At 47.5% G+C, this 16,400-nt stretch carries 15 protein-coding genes and 2 other annotated features (2 of these 17 running past the window's edge); all 15 genes read left to right on the top strand.

All coding sequences use genetic code 11. The features are described 5' to 3' along the window. Nucleotides 1-58 (top strand) — a binding site (T-box leader); it begins 224 nt to the left of the window's first position. 60 nt (nucleotides 59-118) lie between these two features. The 15 genes from NZ043_RS02780 (at nucleotide 119) to NZ043_RS02710 (ending at nucleotide 16,337) form a co-directional block, all read left to right on the top strand. Further along, nucleotides 119-2,785 carry a valine--tRNA ligase gene (locus tag NZ043_RS02780; protein WP_249912916.1) on the top strand — a complete coding sequence of 889 codons (2,667 nt, stop codon included), beginning with the start codon at nucleotides 119-121 and terminating at the stop codon, nucleotides 2,783-2,785. A gap of 78 nt (nucleotides 2,786-2,863) precedes the next feature. Further along, a complete protein-coding gene (locus tag NZ043_RS02775) occupies nucleotides 2,864-4,240 on the top strand; it encodes a folylpolyglutamate synthase/dihydrofolate synthase family protein (protein ID WP_091037984.1) in 1,377 nt (458 codons plus the stop codon). Between the two features lie 56 nt (nucleotides 4,241-4,296). Further along, complete coding sequence (gene murC, locus NZ043_RS02770; RefSeq protein ID WP_062837803.1) at nucleotides 4,297-5,616, top strand: UDP-N-acetylmuramate--L-alanine ligase; 1,320 nt, start codon at nucleotides 4,297-4,299, stop codon at nucleotides 5,614-5,616. Nucleotides 5,617-5,734: 118 nt separating this feature from the next. Continuing rightward, the gene (locus NZ043_RS02765) at nucleotides 5,735-6,964 is read left to right on the top strand and encodes an SPOR domain-containing protein (RefSeq protein ID WP_176873006.1); all 1,230 of its coding nucleotides are present in this window, start codon (nucleotides 5,735-5,737) and stop codon (nucleotides 6,962-6,964) included. A 145-nt stretch (nucleotides 6,965-7,109) separates the two neighbouring features. Then, on the top strand, nucleotides 7,110-7,352 hold the full coding sequence (locus NZ043_RS02760) for a DUF4321 domain-containing protein (protein ID WP_047841183.1): 243 nt from the start codon (nucleotides 7,110-7,112) through the stop codon (nucleotides 7,350-7,352). 95 nt (nucleotides 7,353-7,447) lie between these two features. Beyond that, nucleotides 7,448-8,059 (top strand): Maf family protein, encoded by a 612-nt coding sequence (locus NZ043_RS02755; protein WP_091037560.1) that lies wholly within the window; start codon nucleotides 7,448-7,450, stop codon nucleotides 8,057-8,059. A gap of 37 nt (nucleotides 8,060-8,096) precedes the next feature. After that, on the top strand, nucleotides 8,097-8,786 hold the full coding sequence (gene radC, locus NZ043_RS02750) for a DNA repair protein RadC (protein WP_091037557.1): 690 nt from the start codon (nucleotides 8,097-8,099) through the stop codon (nucleotides 8,784-8,786). Nucleotides 8,787-8,969: 183 nt separating this feature from the next. Then, complete coding sequence (locus tag NZ043_RS02745; protein WP_024633969.1) at nucleotides 8,970-10,004, top strand: rod shape-determining protein; 1,035 nt, start codon at nucleotides 8,970-8,972, stop codon at nucleotides 10,002-10,004. A 185-nt stretch (nucleotides 10,005-10,189) separates the two neighbouring features. Beyond that, nucleotides 10,190-11,062, top strand: coding sequence for a rod shape-determining protein MreC (mreC, locus tag NZ043_RS02740; RefSeq protein WP_091037555.1), 873 nt, complete (start codon nucleotides 10,190-10,192; stop codon nucleotides 11,060-11,062). Next, entirely contained in the window at nucleotides 11,062-11,595 is a 534-nt protein-coding gene (gene mreD / locus NZ043_RS02735; protein ID WP_091037552.1) for a rod shape-determining protein MreD, read from the top strand. The genes mreC and mreD overlap by 1 nt, the downstream gene beginning before the upstream one ends. 74 nt (nucleotides 11,596-11,669) lie before the next feature. Then, complete coding sequence (gene minC / locus NZ043_RS02730) at nucleotides 11,670-12,332, top strand: septum site-determining protein MinC (RefSeq protein ID WP_017692615.1); 663 nt, start codon at nucleotides 11,670-11,672, stop codon at nucleotides 12,330-12,332. Nucleotides 12,333-12,335: 3 nt separating this feature from the next. Further along, nucleotides 12,336-13,130, top strand: coding sequence for a septum site-determining protein MinD (gene minD / locus NZ043_RS02725; protein ID WP_053783092.1), 795 nt, complete (start codon nucleotides 12,336-12,338; stop codon nucleotides 13,128-13,130). 148 nt (nucleotides 13,131-13,278) lie between these two features. Then, entirely contained in the window at nucleotides 13,279-14,127 is an 849-nt protein-coding gene (locus tag NZ043_RS02720; RefSeq protein ID WP_091037550.1) for a M23 family metallopeptidase, read from the top strand. Beyond that, entirely contained in the window at nucleotides 14,120-14,980 is an 861-nt protein-coding gene (locus NZ043_RS02715) for a M50 family metallopeptidase (RefSeq protein ID WP_339310543.1), read from the top strand. The genes NZ043_RS02720 and NZ043_RS02715 overlap by 8 nt, the downstream gene beginning before the upstream one ends. A gap of 106 nt (nucleotides 14,981-15,086) precedes the next feature. After that, the gene (locus NZ043_RS02710) at nucleotides 15,087-16,337 is read left to right on the top strand and encodes an Rne/Rng family ribonuclease (RefSeq protein ID WP_091037546.1); all 1,251 of its coding nucleotides are present in this window, start codon (nucleotides 15,087-15,089) and stop codon (nucleotides 16,335-16,337) included. A gap of 56 nt (nucleotides 16,338-16,393) precedes the next feature. Beyond that, nucleotides 16,394-16,400 (top strand) — a sequence feature (ribosomal protein L21 leader region); it runs 78 nt beyond the window's last position.

Here is a 16,400-nt window from a genome sequence, read left to right as displayed (position 1 = left end):
TCTTGCTGTAGGCGTGAAACAAAGGTGGTACCGCGAAAGCTAACCTTTCGTCCTTTGATGGATGAAAGGTTTTTTTGTTTTTTTTGGCGAAGATGATGAAGTAACGGAGGAATGACACATGTCTGAGGAAAAAAAATCAGCTGCAACAGAAATGCCGACCACTTACGATCCTAAGGCGGCAGAGGACAAATGGTACTCCACCTGGATGGAGCGCGGATATTTCAAAGCCGGTCAACGTAAGGATGCCGAGCCGTATACGATTGTAATTCCACCCCCGAATGTAACCGGGATGCTGCACATTGGACATGCGCTTGATTTTACACTGCAGGATATTCTGATCCGTACCAAACGGATGCAAGGTTACGACGCACTATGGCTTCCAGGTTCCGACCATGCAGGTATTGCTACCCAAACCAAAGTGGAGCAGAAGCTGCGTGAAGAAGGTCTGACTCGTTATGATCTGGGACGGGAGAAGTTTCTGGAGAAAGTATGGGACTGGAAAGATCAATATGCCACTACCATTCGTCAACAATGGGGCAAAATGGGATTGTCGCTTGATTACTCACGTGAACGTTTTACGCTGGATGAAGGTCTGTCCCAAGCGGTTCGTAAAGTATTTGTTCAACTGTATGAAAAAGGCCTTATTTACCGAGGCAAACGCATCATTAACTGGGATCCGGTGAACCGGACAGCTCTGTCCGACATTGAGGTTGAATATAAAGAGGTTCAGGGTCACTTGTACCATCTGCGTTACCCGCTCAAAGACGGGAGTGGCTACGTTACAGTGGCAACAACGCGTCCTGAAACGATGCTGGGTGATACAGCGGTTGCTGTTCATCCGAAGGATGAGCGTTATGCAGATATGATTGGTAAAGTACTTGTACTGCCTATCATTGGACGCGAAATTCCAATTATCGCTGATGATTATGTGGATAAAGAGTTCGGGAGTGGTGCAGTTAAAATCACGCCTGCACATGATCCAAATGACTTTGAAGTAGGTCTTCGTCATGATCTGCCTCAAATTACGGTAATGGATGAGAGCGGCACAATGAATGCTGAGGCTGGCAAGTATCAGGGACTGGATCGCAGTGACTGCCGCAAGCAGATTGTTGCTGACTTGAAAGAGCAGGGCGTATTGATCAATATCGAGGATCACACGCATCAGGTTGGACACAGTGAGCGTACCGGAGCTGTTGTTGAGCCGTATCTGTCTACACAGTGGTTCGTTGAGATGAAGCCACTTGCAGAGAGAGCGATTAAGAAACAACAGAGTGGTGAAGGAGTTAATTTTGTTCCAGATCGTTTTGAGAAAACCTATCTGAACTGGATCGAAAACGTTCGTGACTGGTGTATTTCCCGTCAACTGTGGTGGGGACATCGTATTCCTGCTTGGTATGATGAAGAAACGGGTGAAATCATTGTATCTGCTGAAGATCCAACAACGCTGCCAGAGTATGCTGGACGCAAGCTCAGACAGGACGAAGACGTACTCGATACTTGGTTTAGCTCCGGCTTATGGCCATTCTCCACACTAGGCTGGCCGGAAGATACGGAAGACCTGAAACGTTATTATCCGACAAGTGTACTTGTGACAGGGTATGACATCATATATTTCTGGGTTGCACGTATGATTTTCACTGCATTGGAATTCACCGATGAGATTCCGTTCAAGGATGTGCTGATGCATGGTCTTGTTCGTGATGCAGATGGACGCAAAATGTCCAAATCACTGGGCAACGGTGTAGATCCGCTGGATGTGATTGAGAAATACGGCGCAGATGCAATGCGTTACATGATCTCAACCAGCAGCACGCCAGGTCAGGATCTCCGTTTCCGTTGGGAACGGGTGGAACAGGCTCGGAATTTCGCCAACAAGATCTGGAATGCTTCGCGCTTTGCATTGATGAATCTGGAAGGATTCACTTATGAGGAACGTGACATTAGCGGAGAGCTTGGTACAGCGGATTATTGGATTTTGCACCGTCTGAACGAAACTTCCCGCGATATTACGCGTCTAATCGAAGCGTATGAATTTGGGGAAACGGGTCGTGTGTTGTATAACTTTATCTGGGATGACCTGTGTGACTGGTACATTGAGTTTGCTAAGCTGTCCTTCTATGGGGAAGATCCGGTTGCCAAGAAGAAAACACAATCCGTGCTTGCTTATGTTCTGGATCAGACGATGCGCCTGATTCATCCGTTTATGCCATACATCTCCGAAGAGATCTGGCAGCATCTGCCACATGAAGGTGAGACCATTACGTTGGCAGCATGGCCGGTATATGATCCTGCTCTTGAGAACCCAGAGGCTGTTGCCGAGATGAACCTGCTCATGGATACCATTCGTGCAGTTCGAAACATTCGTGCAGAAGTGAACGTGCCGATGAGCAAAAAGATCGAGTTGATGGTCAAAGCAAATAGTGCTGAGACGTCCAGCATCATTGAGCGTAACAGTCACTACATCAAACGTTTCTGTAATACGTCCGAGTTCGATAGTGGGCTGGATTTAAACTCACCGGATAAGGCAATGACTGCGATCATTACGGGGGCAGAACTATACTTGCCGCTCGCAGGTCTCATTGATATCGAGCAGGAAGTGGCTCGTTTGGAGAAAGAGTTGGAGAACCTTGAGGGCGAAGTTCTCCGTGTAGAGAAAAAACTGGCGAACGAAGGCTTTGTTGCCAAAGCTCCTGCCAAAGTTATTGAGGAAGAGCGCGCCAAGCAAGCAGATTATTCCGATAAACGGGATAAAGTGATTGCACGAATCAAGGAACTTAAAGGTTAATATATTTGGGTCGGATGGAGAGCGATTATGCCATCCGGCCGCTTTTTTCACTCAAACTCGGGACCGAAGGTGAATCAGATGACGGAATTAGACGGGACAGATGCAGCAGCTCCTTTACTTACGTATAACGAGGCCGTGGACTGGATCAATGGCCTTATTCCTTTTGGCATCCGACCTGGATTGGAACGAATCGAGAGTCTGATGTCCATGTTAGGCAATCCACACCAACGTCTCAAATTTATTCATGTCGCGGGAACGAACGGCAAAGGTTCGACTTGCGCTTTTTTGACGTCAGTGCTTCTTCAGGCTGGATATGATGTGGGTACCTTTACGTCGCCTTATATCACCAAGTTTACAAACCGTTTTCAATACAACGGTGAGGATATTCCTGAAGAAATCCTGCTTAAGCTCTCGAATCGATTACAACCACTGGTCATGGAAATGGCCTCCACTCCGCTTGGATCACCCACGATGTTTGAGGTGTCCACGGCTCTCGCGCTTCTGTACTATGCAGAGGAGTGTTACCCTGACGTTGTGGTATGGGAGACGGGGCTAGGGGGAAGGATGGACGTAACGAATATTGTCGCACCTGTTGTGTCCGTCATCACCAACATTGGTATGGATCATACGGATGTGCTTGGAGATACGATTGAGCAGATTGCTGGAGAAAAGGCAGGTATTATCAAGCCGGGAGTACCCGTTGTGACTTGCGCGACTCAACCCGAAGCTGTGAAGGTGATTCAGGAGAAAGCACAGCAGCTTCAATCAAGCGTGTATTTGGCTGGAGATCAATTCTCTTATCATAGACTGGACAGCAATGAGAACGGACAATCTTTTCATTTTACAGGCCCGTTTCGTGATCTGGACGTTCGCATACGCATGCAGGGCTCACATCAATGTGACAATGCAGCGGCCGCACTTATGGTTCTTGAATTGCTTAGACAATACATGGCATTTATGTTGGATGACAACGATATTGCACTTGGACTGGAGAATGCTTTCTGGGCAGGAAGATTCGAAAAAGTCGTCGATGAACCTCGAATTGTGCTTGATGGAGCACATAATCCAGAAGGGGCAGAGTCACTGGCCAAGAGCATTATGGATGTCTATCCGCACAACAAGTTAATTTTGATGATGGGTATGTTGGCAAATAAGCATCACGAAGCGTATTTGCAGCATATACTGCCACTAGTGGATACGCTGATCCTGACCGAGCCAGATTTCCGACGCAAAATGGATGCAGCCGAATTGCTGCAGATTGTCGAACGGGTACGTCCCGCCATTGCGAAGCAGGAACTGGAAATCATCGTCGAGCCCGAATGGGCAAAGGCACTTGATCTATTGAAGTCACGGACGGAAGCGGAAGATCTGGGGGTGGTCTCCGGCACACTGTACCTGATTGCGGATGTGCGGGCAGCCCTTTTGCATCAAACCGATTCTGAAAAAGGTTGGTGAAAGTTTTGTTAAATACATCGGAACACGTTCATTTTATAGGGATTGGCGGATATGGCATGAGTGCCATCGCAAGAGTTATGTTGGAAATGGGATACACCGTTACCGGATCGGATGTCGCTTCACAGGAGTTGACCGAGAAGTTGGCAGCCAAGGGAGCGAAAATATATATCGGACATACGGCAGAGCACGTCACTGGAGCAGATCTTGTTGTCTACTCTACGGCAGCGCCTGCTGATAATGTGGAACGGGTAGCAGCTGCAGAGCTGAACATTCCGATTCTGCATCGTTCCCAGATGCTTGCACGTTTGTTGAACGAACGTAAAGGTGTGGCTGTGGCTGGAGCTCACGGTAAAACAACCACCTCATCCATGATTGCACTTGTTATGGATAAATGTGATACGGACCCGACATATATCATTGGCGGAGAAATCATGAATGTCGGCACCAACGCCAAGGCAGGCCAGGGCGACTGGGTAGTCGCTGAGGCGGACGAGAGCGATGGTTCATTTTTGCAGTACCATCCATGGCTCGGTATTGTAACGAATATTGAGGCAGATCATCTGGAGAATTATAACAGTGATTTTGAAGAGCTCAAAAAGGCTTATGTGCAGTTCCTGAGCCAGATTCGTCCGGAAGGAACAGCGATTGTGTGTTCTGACGACGAGAATGTTCAAGCGATTTTGCCAGAACTCAAGTCACGGATTACAACTTATGGTATTGATCGTGCTGCGGATTATACGGCAACGGATATTGTATTGGGCGATCGCCGTATCTCCTTTACGATGAATCATCAGGGTGCTGCTATGGGCACGGTGGAATTATCAGTGCCGGGTAAGCATAACGTTTATAATGCGATGGCTACTGTGATTACCTGTCTGGAAGCAGGCATTCCATTTGAGAAGATTGTGGCAGCTATCATTCAGTTCCACGGAGCCAAACGCAGATTCCAGGTATTGGGCGAGGCGCGCGATATGCTGATCATTGATGATTATGCTCATCACCCGACTGAGATTGAAGCTACCATTAGTGCCGCCAAAGCAACGGGCAAACGTATTATTGCGGTATTCCAGCCACAGCGTTATACGCGTACGTTCTTCCTGCTGGATGCGTTCAGTCGTGCTTTCGCGGAAGCGGATGAGGTGCTTATTACGGATATCTATTCTCCTGCAGGCGAAAAACAGATCGAAGGGGTAACCTCAGCCAGACTGGTTGAACTGATCGTTCAAAACAGTAATGCTTCTGCACGTTACCTCCCTACAAAAGAAGAAGTTGTAGCTGATCTGCAGCATCGTTTGCAGCCAGGAGATCTTGTGATTACGATGGGTGCAGGTGATATTTGGAAAGTCGGCGATACACTTGCCAAAGGTTTGAAATAAATCAAATGAGAAATCGCCTGTCTTCGATACGAAGCAGGCGTTTTTTTTGCGTTATATGGAATGTTTTCTCCAGTCTCTGCATATAGCTGATATAAATGGGACAAAGGAGAGGGTACGGGTGAGCAATGCTAGAATGACGTTTCGCTTCGGGGATCATGAGTCGGACAAGCCTGAAAACAAGAGGATATCCGCGTCCAGTCCATTGGTGACGTTAAGTGAAGAATTACCGCATAATCAACCGCTAACGCCTAAGCAGATGGATACAACCCCATCATGGACGCCTGAGGATATCCCCGGAGACTGGGGAGAGACGGTGCTGACAAGCTCTACTGTACCTGAACCTGACGAGCGGGTGAGCCATGATTCGAACTTGAACTTGGATGAGGCCCATTATTTTGGGAACCGTACCGGTTACGGTTATGTTAATCACACCGATAATCCGGAGGAAGAGCGTCGTGATCTGTCCAATACACATGATGATCAAGGCCACGACTGGCTTGCAGATTCGGAGAACTATTCCTATAAACGCAATCGCCCTCCAAGGGGATGGAAAATGATTGGTTCTGTCACTGGGGCACTTGTTACCGGAGCGCTTTTCGGCATGGTTATTCTTTCATTTTTCAATAAAGAAGGAGCCGTCAAGCCAGGCGATCTTCTGCCCGTCAATCAGGCAGTTTCCACTGTGACGGGTCAGGAGGGGGCTGCAGGTACAGAACAGCAGGTTCAGACAGCGGCGACTGGCAGCACGTATTATGCACTTCAATACGGCGTATTCAGTTCTCCTGAACGAGCTGAGCAAGCCAAGCTTGAGCTGGCTCAGGCAGGTATAGCCGCGGGTTCTGATCCTGAAGATGGCAATCGAGTATATGCAGGCATTTCAGCTGATCGTGAAGAGGCCAAGCTACTTAGCTCCAGGCTAAAAGCCCAGGGAGTTGAACTGTACGTCAAGGAGATCGTGAACCCTGAGATCAATCCGGCTATATTCGGTGGCAAGCAAGAGGATGTGCAGCTTTTCTTCACAAACAGTTCTGCACTGGTTGAACAATTATCTACCTTGTCCATTCAGCAGCTGGGTCAGTCTGCTCCGGCAGCAGTCTCTACAGAAACAATGACCGCGATTCAAAATAAGCACGAGTCATGGCTGACGGGATTGAATAGTCTTACACCTGGTCTGACCGCAGATGTACAACCTATTATTGGCGGAATGGAGAAATCAATGAACAGTGCAATTACGGCTATCGCGGAGTACAACAAAAACCCGGATGATGTGCACATGTGGTCCGTGCAGTCCGATCTGATGGAATATGTACTGCAGCAGAAAAAATGGCTCGAAGCGATAAAGCAGTAACATGCTCTTTCCCATAACAACGCTTGGAAATACCCATCCGGCAAGGAACTGGAAATAGTTCCCCTTGCCGGATTTGTGTTTGTATTGACGTACAAAACCCCGTATAATAATGTGGGTGTCAAAAAATGGCGAGGGAAGATTACCGATGAAAAAAAACTTCGGCATGTTATTGCTGTTTCTGCTGCTCGGCTGGATGGCCGGAGCGTGGATCGCCAAGGCACTGCAGCCTGTTAAGGCAGTAGCCTTTCTTACGAAAGCCACGACCATACGTTGGTCGCCGCAGGCTGATCTGGATATTATCAGTTATGATATTTCACTTCAATTTCAAATGAGCCTTCTGAGTCTGATCGGTATGATTGCCGCTGTGTGGCTGTATCGCAGACTGTAGGAGAATGACGAGTTATGACGAAAAAAAATTAAACCAGTGACATCTATTATCGTGATCCGGACAGGATGTTGCCGTGGCATAAGGAGCCGTTCATTTTGGATAACACTCAACAGCGCCCTATTATTCTGGCCTCCACATCGCCTCGGCGCAAAGAACTGATCGCATCACTCCACCTAGCGTTTGATGTAATACCAAGTCATGCCAATGAAGATACACCACCAGAGTGGACACCTGAACAGACGGTACAGGAGCTTGCTTTGCGCAAGGCGCTTGCCGTGTATCGCGGGCTTGAAGGCCGCGAGCAGGAAGCCATTATTGTAGGTAGTGACACCGTTGTTGTTCTGGATGGTGAGATTTTAGGCAAACCCGTAGACGAAGCGGATGCTGAACGTATGTTATCCCGGCTGCAGGGCCGTGTACATCGGGTGTTTACGGGCGTCGCTTGTATTGATGCGGGCAATGGACAGTCGTTAGTTCATTACCGCCAGACCGATGTAACGATGAAAGAACTGTCGGATGCGACCATTCGTGCTTATGTGCAGACAGGTGAGCCTTCAGACAAAGCAGGATCATATGCCATTCAGGGCATTGGTGCTTCACTGATCGACCGCATTGAAGGATGTTATTTTAATGTGGTTGGCTTGCCGCTATCCTTGCTAAGTGATATGTTGGACGGGTTCGGCGTACATGTGTTGCCACGAACATGAATGAAGCAAAATGTTGTGAAATGAAAAGAGGGAACATATGGAGTCGCCTCAATACATGATGCGCGACATCCCCCAGGAAGAACGCCCGAGAGAACGCATGATGGAATACGGGGCGGGCGCCTTAAGCCATGCTGAATTGTTGGCAATTTTACTTCGAACAGGCACAAGACAGGAATCGGCGGTGCATATGGCACAGCGGATTCTGACCGAGGCGGGTGGAATTCGCTCGTTAATGGATCTGAGTCTGGAAGAATTGACTGCGATGAAAGGGATCGGCAATGCCAAGGCTGTGCAATTGAAAGCTGGCATTGAGCTGGGGCATCGGATTGCCAAGAGCAGACTCACACAGTCGACTTCAATTCGTACACCGCGTGATGCAGCTGATATCCTGATCGAACAATTGCGTTATTTGCAAAAAGAACATTTTGTGTGTCTCTTTCTGAATAGCAAAAATCATATTATTGCCCAGGAAACACTCTCCATGGGCAGCCTTAACGCTTCGATTGTACATCCGCGTGAAGTGTTCCGGGCTGCCATCAAATGCAGCAGCGCATCGATTGTGTGCGCACACAACCATCCGAGTGGTGATCCTACGCCCAGTCCGGAGGATATCCAAATAACCAAGAGACTGATTGAAGCAGGCGCTATTGTTGGCATTGACGTGCTTGATCATATTATTATCGGAGATGGAACGTACGTAAGTTTGAAGGAGAAGGGCTTAGTATAATATAATGGTTGGCGTTGATGTTTTCCTATGAATGTTAACGGCGTTGTCCGTAAAAGATAGGTTCACTTTACTAATGCAAAAAAACAAATGCGAATATTAGCTCCACGTGTTGCGTGGGAATGAAATTATCACGCTCTGGATCAGAATAGAGCGGCTATATGAGGCAGAAAAGGAGATTATGTTATGTTTGGTGGTTTTACGAAAGATTTGGGTATTGACTTGGGGACAGCAAATACGTTGGTTTATGTACGAGGAAAAGGAATTGTGGTGCGCGAACCTTCGGTTGTCGCTATACGGACAGATACAAAAAGCATTGAGGCAGTAGGTGAAGCCGCCAAAAAAATGATTGGTCGTACACCAGGTAACATCCGTGCCATTCGTCCAATGAAAGATGGCGTTATTGCCGATTTTGATACAACGGCAACGATGATCAAATATTTCATCCGTGAGGCGCAGAAACAACGCTCCATGTTCCAACGTCATCCAAACGTGATGGTATGTGTACCATCCGGGATCACGGCAGTAGAACAACGTGCGGTTGAAGATGCAACCAAACAGGCTGGAGCACGTGAAGCCTATACAATTGAAGAGCCTTTTGCAGCTGCAATTGGTGCAGATCTTCCTGTATGGGAACCAACAGGTAGTATGGTTGTAGATATTGGTGGCGGTACAACGGAAGTGGCTGTTATCTCTCTTGGTGGTATTGTGACGAGCCGTTCGGTTCGTGTAGCAGGTGACGAGATGGACGAATCCGTTATCCAGTACATTAAACGTCAATACAATCTGATGATCGGTGAGCGTACATCGGAGCAATTGAAGATGGACATCGGATCAGCAATGCCATTGGAGCAAGTAGAAACGATGGAAATTCGTGGACGTGACCTCGTTACAGGTCTGCCGAAGACAATTACGATTACTTCGGACGAGATCAGTGAAGCGCTGGCTGATACCGTGAATGCAATTGTTGAAGCGGTAAAAGTAACACTGGAAAAATGCCCGCCTGAACTTGCAGCCGATATCATGGATCGGGGTATCGTTCTTACAGGTGGTGGGGCATTGCTTCGCAACCTGGACAAGCTTCTGGCTGGTGAGACAGGAATGCCTGTCATTGTGGCTGAGAACCCGCTGGATTGTGTAGCAATCGGAACAGGTAAAGCGCTAGAGAATATTCATTTGTTCAAAAGCAGAAGCAGTTCGGCAGTTCGTTCCAAACGTTAATTGGTATTTGCCTAACTTGGCATAGCGACCAAGTGGCAAGGTATCTTTATAGAGGACCCGGTTAACCCCGGGGATGAGCTATTACCCGCTTAACAGGGGAGGATCGGCTGATATTCTCGCAGGGACTACAGGTCTGACAGTCTCCCCGCCGGGCATGGCTCGGAAGAGAATATGGATGTTAGAGGGTGTTCGAACTGTTTAAACTGCTAGGCAACAAAAGACTTTTTGTTTTGCTGGTGGGCCTTGTTACATTTATCGCGTTAATGGGCTTTACGCTCAGTCCGCGAACCACTCTATCCTGGCCGGAGAAATTCCTGAAGGATTCAGTTGGATTTGTACAATACGTATTTTACAAGCCCGCTTCCTATGTAGCGGGCTTTTTCAAAGATGTAGCGAACATGCGTACGGTATATGAAGAGAATGAAGAGCTTCGTATCGCAATGGGTCACTATACCCGTGATCGGCTGAAGTACAATGATATGGAGCAAGTGAATGAGCAGCTTCAGAAAGCGCTCAATTTCACCGAAGAACAGAAAAATCGTTATAATTACGGTTCACGAATTGCTCAGGTTATCAGTGCCAATTCGGATCCCAATAGTAGAACCATTAACATTGATATCGGTGAAAATGCGGGAATTAAGCCGGGGATGGCCGTTACCTCCCAGGAAGGGCTGGTCGGCGTGATCAGTCATGTCAGCTCATATACATCAACGGTTAATCTGTTAACTTCCATGGACGCCAACGATCCGACATCCAATGCCATTGCAGCAACGGCAGTAGGTAAGGAGAAAGTATTTGGTATGATTGAGAGTTATGATCCGAAGACGGGCATGCTCAAGATGACCAAAATCTCAGAAGATTCTAATATCCAAGAGGATGATGAGATCATCTCCTCCGGAATTATTAACAATTTTCCGAAGTACATGCGGATTGGTAAAGTTAAAAGTGTCGAGAAAAGTGAGTATGGTTTAACAAAAACAGCTACAATTGAACCATATGCTAGCTTCCTTGACTGGAAAGAGCTGATTGTCATTATCCCACCTGAGGTAAAAGAATAATGGTAACGCGCAAGCAAGTTTTGTTCCTGTTACTATTCGTTTTGTTCATTGCGGAAGGCACAATTTTGCCGCTGCTCATCCCTTCTGGCTGGCACATGCGTATTTCTGCCAATCTGGTCTATATCGTAATTTTGTTTATTGCTGTATATCATCATCGACACACGGCACTAGTGCTCGGTATATTTTTTGGACTATTGCATGACGTCGTATTCTACGGCGAGATGATTGGACCTTATGGATTCTCGATGGGATTATCGGCATACATGATGGGACTCATTTTTCAAGCACCGCGTGCACCACTGCCGGTTATGGTATCGGTTGTCATTTTGGGAAGTCTGCTTAATGACACCATGCTATTCTTCCTGTACAAGCTCTTCCAACTTAACCACGTGACCTTTGACTGGGCGTTGATTGAATACATGATTCCTAATTTGTTCATTCATTTTGTGTTTGCCTTGATCATATATGTCCCGCTTCGGAAACAACTGGAGCGGATCGGCAAGAGACGGAGCAAGACAGAAGAAGCTTCCTAAATACATTTATGGAGCGCAAAGCAGGAACTTGGGGCCCCGGGCACGAAATGTAATGAGATGGGAGGGACAGGCTTATGACGGTAAAATCGAATCACGTAACGATTAAAGGCATCCGAGACGGCCTGGTTTTCCTGTTGGACGATCAATGTGAATTCGAGGAATTGCTCTATGAGCTCCGCTATAAGCTGGAACACAGCCATCAAAATATTTTGACCGGACCGATTGTTCATGTGGATATCAAGTTGGGTGCCCGCGAAGTGACAGAGGACCAGAAAGAAGCAATTCTCGATATATTGAAGCAAAAAGGGAATCTTCTTATCCGATCCATCGACTCACCTGCACTCCAACCGGAGGTTAAAGGACCGCCGCCGATTGTAACCATGTGTGGTATGGTGCGTTCAGGTCAGGTGCTTCATCATGAAGGAAATCTCCTGTTTCTTGGGGATATCAATCCGGGGGGCACAGTGACGTGTACCGGAGATATATATGTGTTGGGTTCACTCAGAGGTATGGCTCATGCCGGAATTGGCGGGGACGAGGAAGCGATCATTGCCGCTTCGGTATTTGCACCGACGCAGCTACGGATTGCGGATATCATCAGTCGTCCTCCCGATGAATGGGAGAGCCGAGAGACCGGAATGGAATTTGCTTACTTACAGGACAATCAGATGCAGATAGACAAAATGAGCAATATCGTTCGGTTACGCCGAGATTTTAATGTGTTTAAAGGAGTGTAGCTCATGGGAGAGGCGATCGTGATCACTTCGGGTAAAGGCGGCGTGGGTAAAACAACCACCTCGGCAAACATCGGGACAGCGCTGGCGCTGCTCGGCAAAAAGGTTTGTCTGGTAGATACCGATATCGGCCTTCGTAATTTGGATGTCGTGATGGGACTCGAAAACCGTATTATTTACGATCTGTGCGACGTTGCGGACGGCCGCTGCCGTCTGAATCAGGCTTTGGTCAAAGACAAGCGTTTCGAAGAATTATATATGTTGCCTGCGGCGCAGACGAGAGACAAAAACTCAGTGTCGCCAGAGCAGGTCAAGGATATTATCCTTGAATTGAAAAAAGATTTTGAATACGTCATTATTGATTGCCCAGCCGGTATAGAGCAGGGTTTCAAAAATGCGGTAGCAGGAGCAGATCAGGCCATCGTGGTCACTACACCGGAAAATGCTGCAGTACGTGATGCGGATCGTGTCATTGGCCTGCTGGAGAGCTCACACATTCAATCACCAAAGCTGGTGGTGAATCGAATTCGCAATAATATGGTTAAATCGGGTGACATGTTAGATATCGATGGTATTTTACAAGTACTTAATATTGACCTGATTGGCATCGTGCCTGATGATGAACTGGTCATCAAAGCTGCCAATTCAGGAGAACCTACGGTCATGAATCCGGATTCACTTGCGGCGATTGCGTATCGGAATATCGCACGACGCATTCTGGGAGATACGGTTCCATTGATGCAGCTGGAGCAGAAAAAGGGAGCTTTCACTCGTTTCAAAAAGTTCTTCGGAATGGGTTAACTCGTTAAACGAACTTATTCATAAAGCAATTACATGACAGCCGTGGCTCATAGCCCGGCTTTTTTTGTTACCTGCTGGCAGGCTTGTTCATATTATCAAGCGCCTCTTCATAGGATGTAGTAAACAAGCCTCGGCGGGAGGACATTCCATGAACACGAAACTCAGAATCAAGCAGAGACGAGAAGAACGCATCCGGCGACTGATGGATGGTGCCACTGTGGAGGTCTTACAGGAGCAGAAATTAAGTTCACTGTTGGACAAGAATGAGAACATACACCCAAAACTATTTACGCCTAGTGAGGGGATACAGGAAAGAGATCCGGAATGGTTGTGGAAAAAAGAGAATGGTCATTTCGTTCCAGGGGGGCATTCGAGATTCAACCTGTTCAAGTCACTTCTCAAACGGACGGTTATTAGCGCTTTGATATTTGGCGGAGTATGGGGTCTGTTTCAGTTGGATACATCGTGGACGACATCACCCAAAACAGTAATTGCCGATGCACTCCATCGGGATATGGATTTTGCCTCAGCAGCGGTCTGGTATGAACGGCATTTTGGAGGAACGCCTTCGTTTCTTCCAGTTCTCGGACATACGACGGATGCCGTGAACGGATTGAAAGTAAGGCAGTTACTGGGCAAACCGATCTCAGGCACAGTCGTGCAGCCATTTGCGCTAAGCATGAAGGGAATTGAGATCGTTCCGGATGCCGCGGGTGCAGAACTTATACAGGTCGCAAGTTCGGATGCAGGGCGTGTCATGGAGGTTATCGGGGATGCAGCCAGTGGATTCACAGTTGTCATCCAACATACAGGCAATGTCACGGCAATATACGGTCGGTTGAACGAAAGTGAAGTGAACGTGAATGATTGGGTGGAAGCGGGGAATCCAGTGGGGAGTCTCAAGGCTACGGGTGGTGAACAACCGGCCACGCTCTATTTTGCAGTCAAAGAGGGGGAGGAGTACGTAGACCCGGCGGAAGTCGTTGCCCTTGATTAGGGTGTGGGGAGTCCGCATTACGTTTCATCCTTTTTTTGTAATTATCATGATGGCCTCCCTTCTGACTGGACATTTTATTGAGCTTATTACGTTGTTTGCCATCGTATTCATTCATGAATGTGGACATGCTGCGGCTGCTGCCCTTCTGGGCTATCGTGTCTTGTCAATCCAGATGCTCCCTTTTGGAGGAGTAGCGGTTATCGAAGATGGAGGTACTATAACGGCCTACCGGGAAATCATGATTGCTCTGGCAGGTCCATTACAAAACATGCTGATGGTTGGTGTGGTTATGCTGTTGCAGTATGGCAATCTGGGCGACCCGGTTTTTCTCAACTATATCATTCAGGGGAACCTGCTCATTGCCCTATTTAATCTGCTGCCTGTACTTCCTCTGGACGGAGGTAAAATTGTTCAGGCACTTGTCAGTCTGTGGGCACCCTACTATACAACATTAATGTGGACTTACAGAATTAGCATTCTGTGTAGCGTAGGGGTTATTTTATATGCTATCAGCCGATGGTTTACTGGGGACTACGGCTTACCGCTCAACATTCTGTTAATCGGACTTTTTTTGTTTTATTCAAACTTAACGGATTACCGAAATGTGCCCTATCGCTTTATACGTTTTCTCATGAATCGAGAGGGTGCATTCGCTCGTCACGCGGCTACAGGCAGTTTGGCGCAGCCAATAATCTCATTTCCGGCGAAACCTTTGGACACTATTTTGCGTCTATTAAAGAGAGAAAGATACCATATGGTATACGTGATGAACAGACAGGGTCGAATTATGGCCGTCTTGCCTGAGCAACGGATTATCGGTTCCTATTTTCAACAAAATGGTGATAAATTGTAGTGTTCTGGTGGACCTGTTCTGAAATGGGTTAATACATGTACAATGAGAATTGAAAAGATACTGAAATGGATGTGGATGAATTGAATTGTCTTCTAGAGGTGAAGCCATGAAACAAATGATAGTACATAATGAACATAACCTCATGCAAATGGCGCTTCTGGAAGAAGGCAAAGCTGTGGAATTTACGGCAGAGCGTACACGCGAGCGTGGACTGCTGGGTTCCTTTTTCAAGGGACGGGTCGTGAATGTGTTACCGGGTATGCAGGCTGCTTTTGTGGATATTGGTCAGAAAAAGAATGCGTTTCTTTATGTGGACGATGTGTTGCATCCCCATCTGGAGAAACAGCCCAAGGTGAAGCCTTCCATCTCGGAGTTGCTTCGTCCAGGTCAGGAAGTCATTGTTCAGGTTCTGAAAGAACCGGTAGGAGGCAAGGGAGCCCGGGTGACGACTCATTATTCACTCCCGGGCCGTTGGCTTGTCTACATGCCTGTTGCTGACTATGTAGCGGTATCCAAGAAAATTGCCCGTGAAGGGGATCGTTCCCGTCTTAAGGCACTTGGGGAGCAACTGAGGCGGGATGAAGAAGGACTTATTATTCGAACCGTATCTGGAGAAGAGCAGCATGAAGCCATTAAGTCGGACTTGGAAACATTACGCGCGCAGTGGTATCTAATTCGCGAAAAAGCGGACAGTTTGCCTTCACCAAGCCTCTTGCATCGGGATCATAGCATGGTACAGCGAATCATCAGAGATGTGTATACGCCAGGGAGTGACGAAGTCATCACTGATAGTGAAGGACAAGCCCGTGAGGTAAAAGCATTGCTGGAAGAGATTAGTCCTGGTCATCAACCCAAAGTACAGGTGTATCGGGGAACAGAATCCATCTTTGCTGCCTATGGTGTGCAGGAACAGTTGAATAAGGATTTTGCCCGGAAAGTGTGGTTGCCCGGAGGCGGATACATTGTCATTGATCATACTGAAGCTCTGACTGTAGTGGATGTGAACACAGGCAAATATACGGGAGCTGGCGGTGACAGTCTGGAAGAGACCGTGACAGAGACCAACATACAGGCAGCAGTGGAGATTGCCCGTCTTATGCGCCTGCGGGATATCGGTGGCATGATTATTGTCGACTTCATTGATATGGAGGAAGCCTCGAATCGGCATGAAGTCGCGGCCACCTTGGAGGGTGAGCTCAAGAAGGATCGGACCAAAGCGTTTGTAATGGGTTGGACCAAGCTGGGCTTGCTGGAACTTACCCGTAAGAAAGTGCGGGAAGAAAGTACGTTACCCTATGTGGAGCCGTGTTCTTCCTGCCATGGTACGGGAAAAAGATATATTTCACCTTTGCATTGATTTTTGATATATTGCGTGATATAATCTTCAAGTATGTGTTTAGCCTAATGGTCTTGCACATGC

The organism is Paenibacillus sp. FSL k6-2145 (assembly GCF_037976585.1).
Classification (GTDB): domain Bacteria; phylum Bacillota; class Bacilli; order Paenibacillales; family Paenibacillaceae; genus Paenibacillus.
The sequence above is the reverse complement of the archived record's forward strand: the minus strand, read 5'-3'. Positions and strand labels throughout refer to the sequence as shown.

Excerpts from the sequence above, each read along its gene's own strand:
- minC (WP_017692615.1), top strand. The coding sequence starts at position 11,670 with ATGACGGTAAAATCGAATCACGTAACGATTAAAGGCATCCGAGACGGC.
- NZ043_RS02745 (WP_024633969.1), top strand. The coding sequence starts at position 8,970 with ATGTTTGGTGGTTTTACGAAAGATTTGGGTATTGACTTGGGGACAGCA.
- mreD (WP_091037552.1), top strand. The coding sequence starts at position 11,062 with ATGGTAACGCGCAAGCAAGTTTTGTTCCTGTTACTATTCGTTTTGTTC.
- radC (WP_091037557.1), top strand. The coding sequence starts at position 8,097 with ATGGAGTCGCCTCAATACATGATGCGCGACATCCCCCAGGAAGAACGC.
- minD (WP_053783092.1), top strand. The coding sequence starts at position 12,336 with ATGGGAGAGGCGATCGTGATCACTTCGGGTAAAGGCGGCGTGGGTAAA.
- NZ043_RS02780 (WP_249912916.1), top strand. The coding sequence starts at position 119 with ATGTCTGAGGAAAAAAAATCAGCTGCAACAGAAATGCCGACCACTTAC.
- NZ043_RS02720 (WP_091037550.1), top strand. The coding sequence starts at position 13,279 with ATGAACACGAAACTCAGAATCAAGCAGAGACGAGAAGAACGCATCCGG.
- NZ043_RS02775 (WP_091037984.1), top strand. The coding sequence starts at position 2,864 with ATGACGGAATTAGACGGGACAGATGCAGCAGCTCCTTTACTTACGTAT.
- murC (WP_062837803.1), top strand. The coding sequence starts at position 4,297 with ATGAGTGCCATCGCAAGAGTTATGTTGGAAATGGGATACACCGTTACC.
- NZ043_RS02760 (WP_047841183.1), top strand. The coding sequence starts at position 7,110 with ATGAAAAAAAACTTCGGCATGTTATTGCTGTTTCTGCTGCTCGGCTGG.
- NZ043_RS02710 (WP_091037546.1), top strand. The coding sequence starts at position 15,087 with ATGAAACAAATGATAGTACATAATGAACATAACCTCATGCAAATGGCG.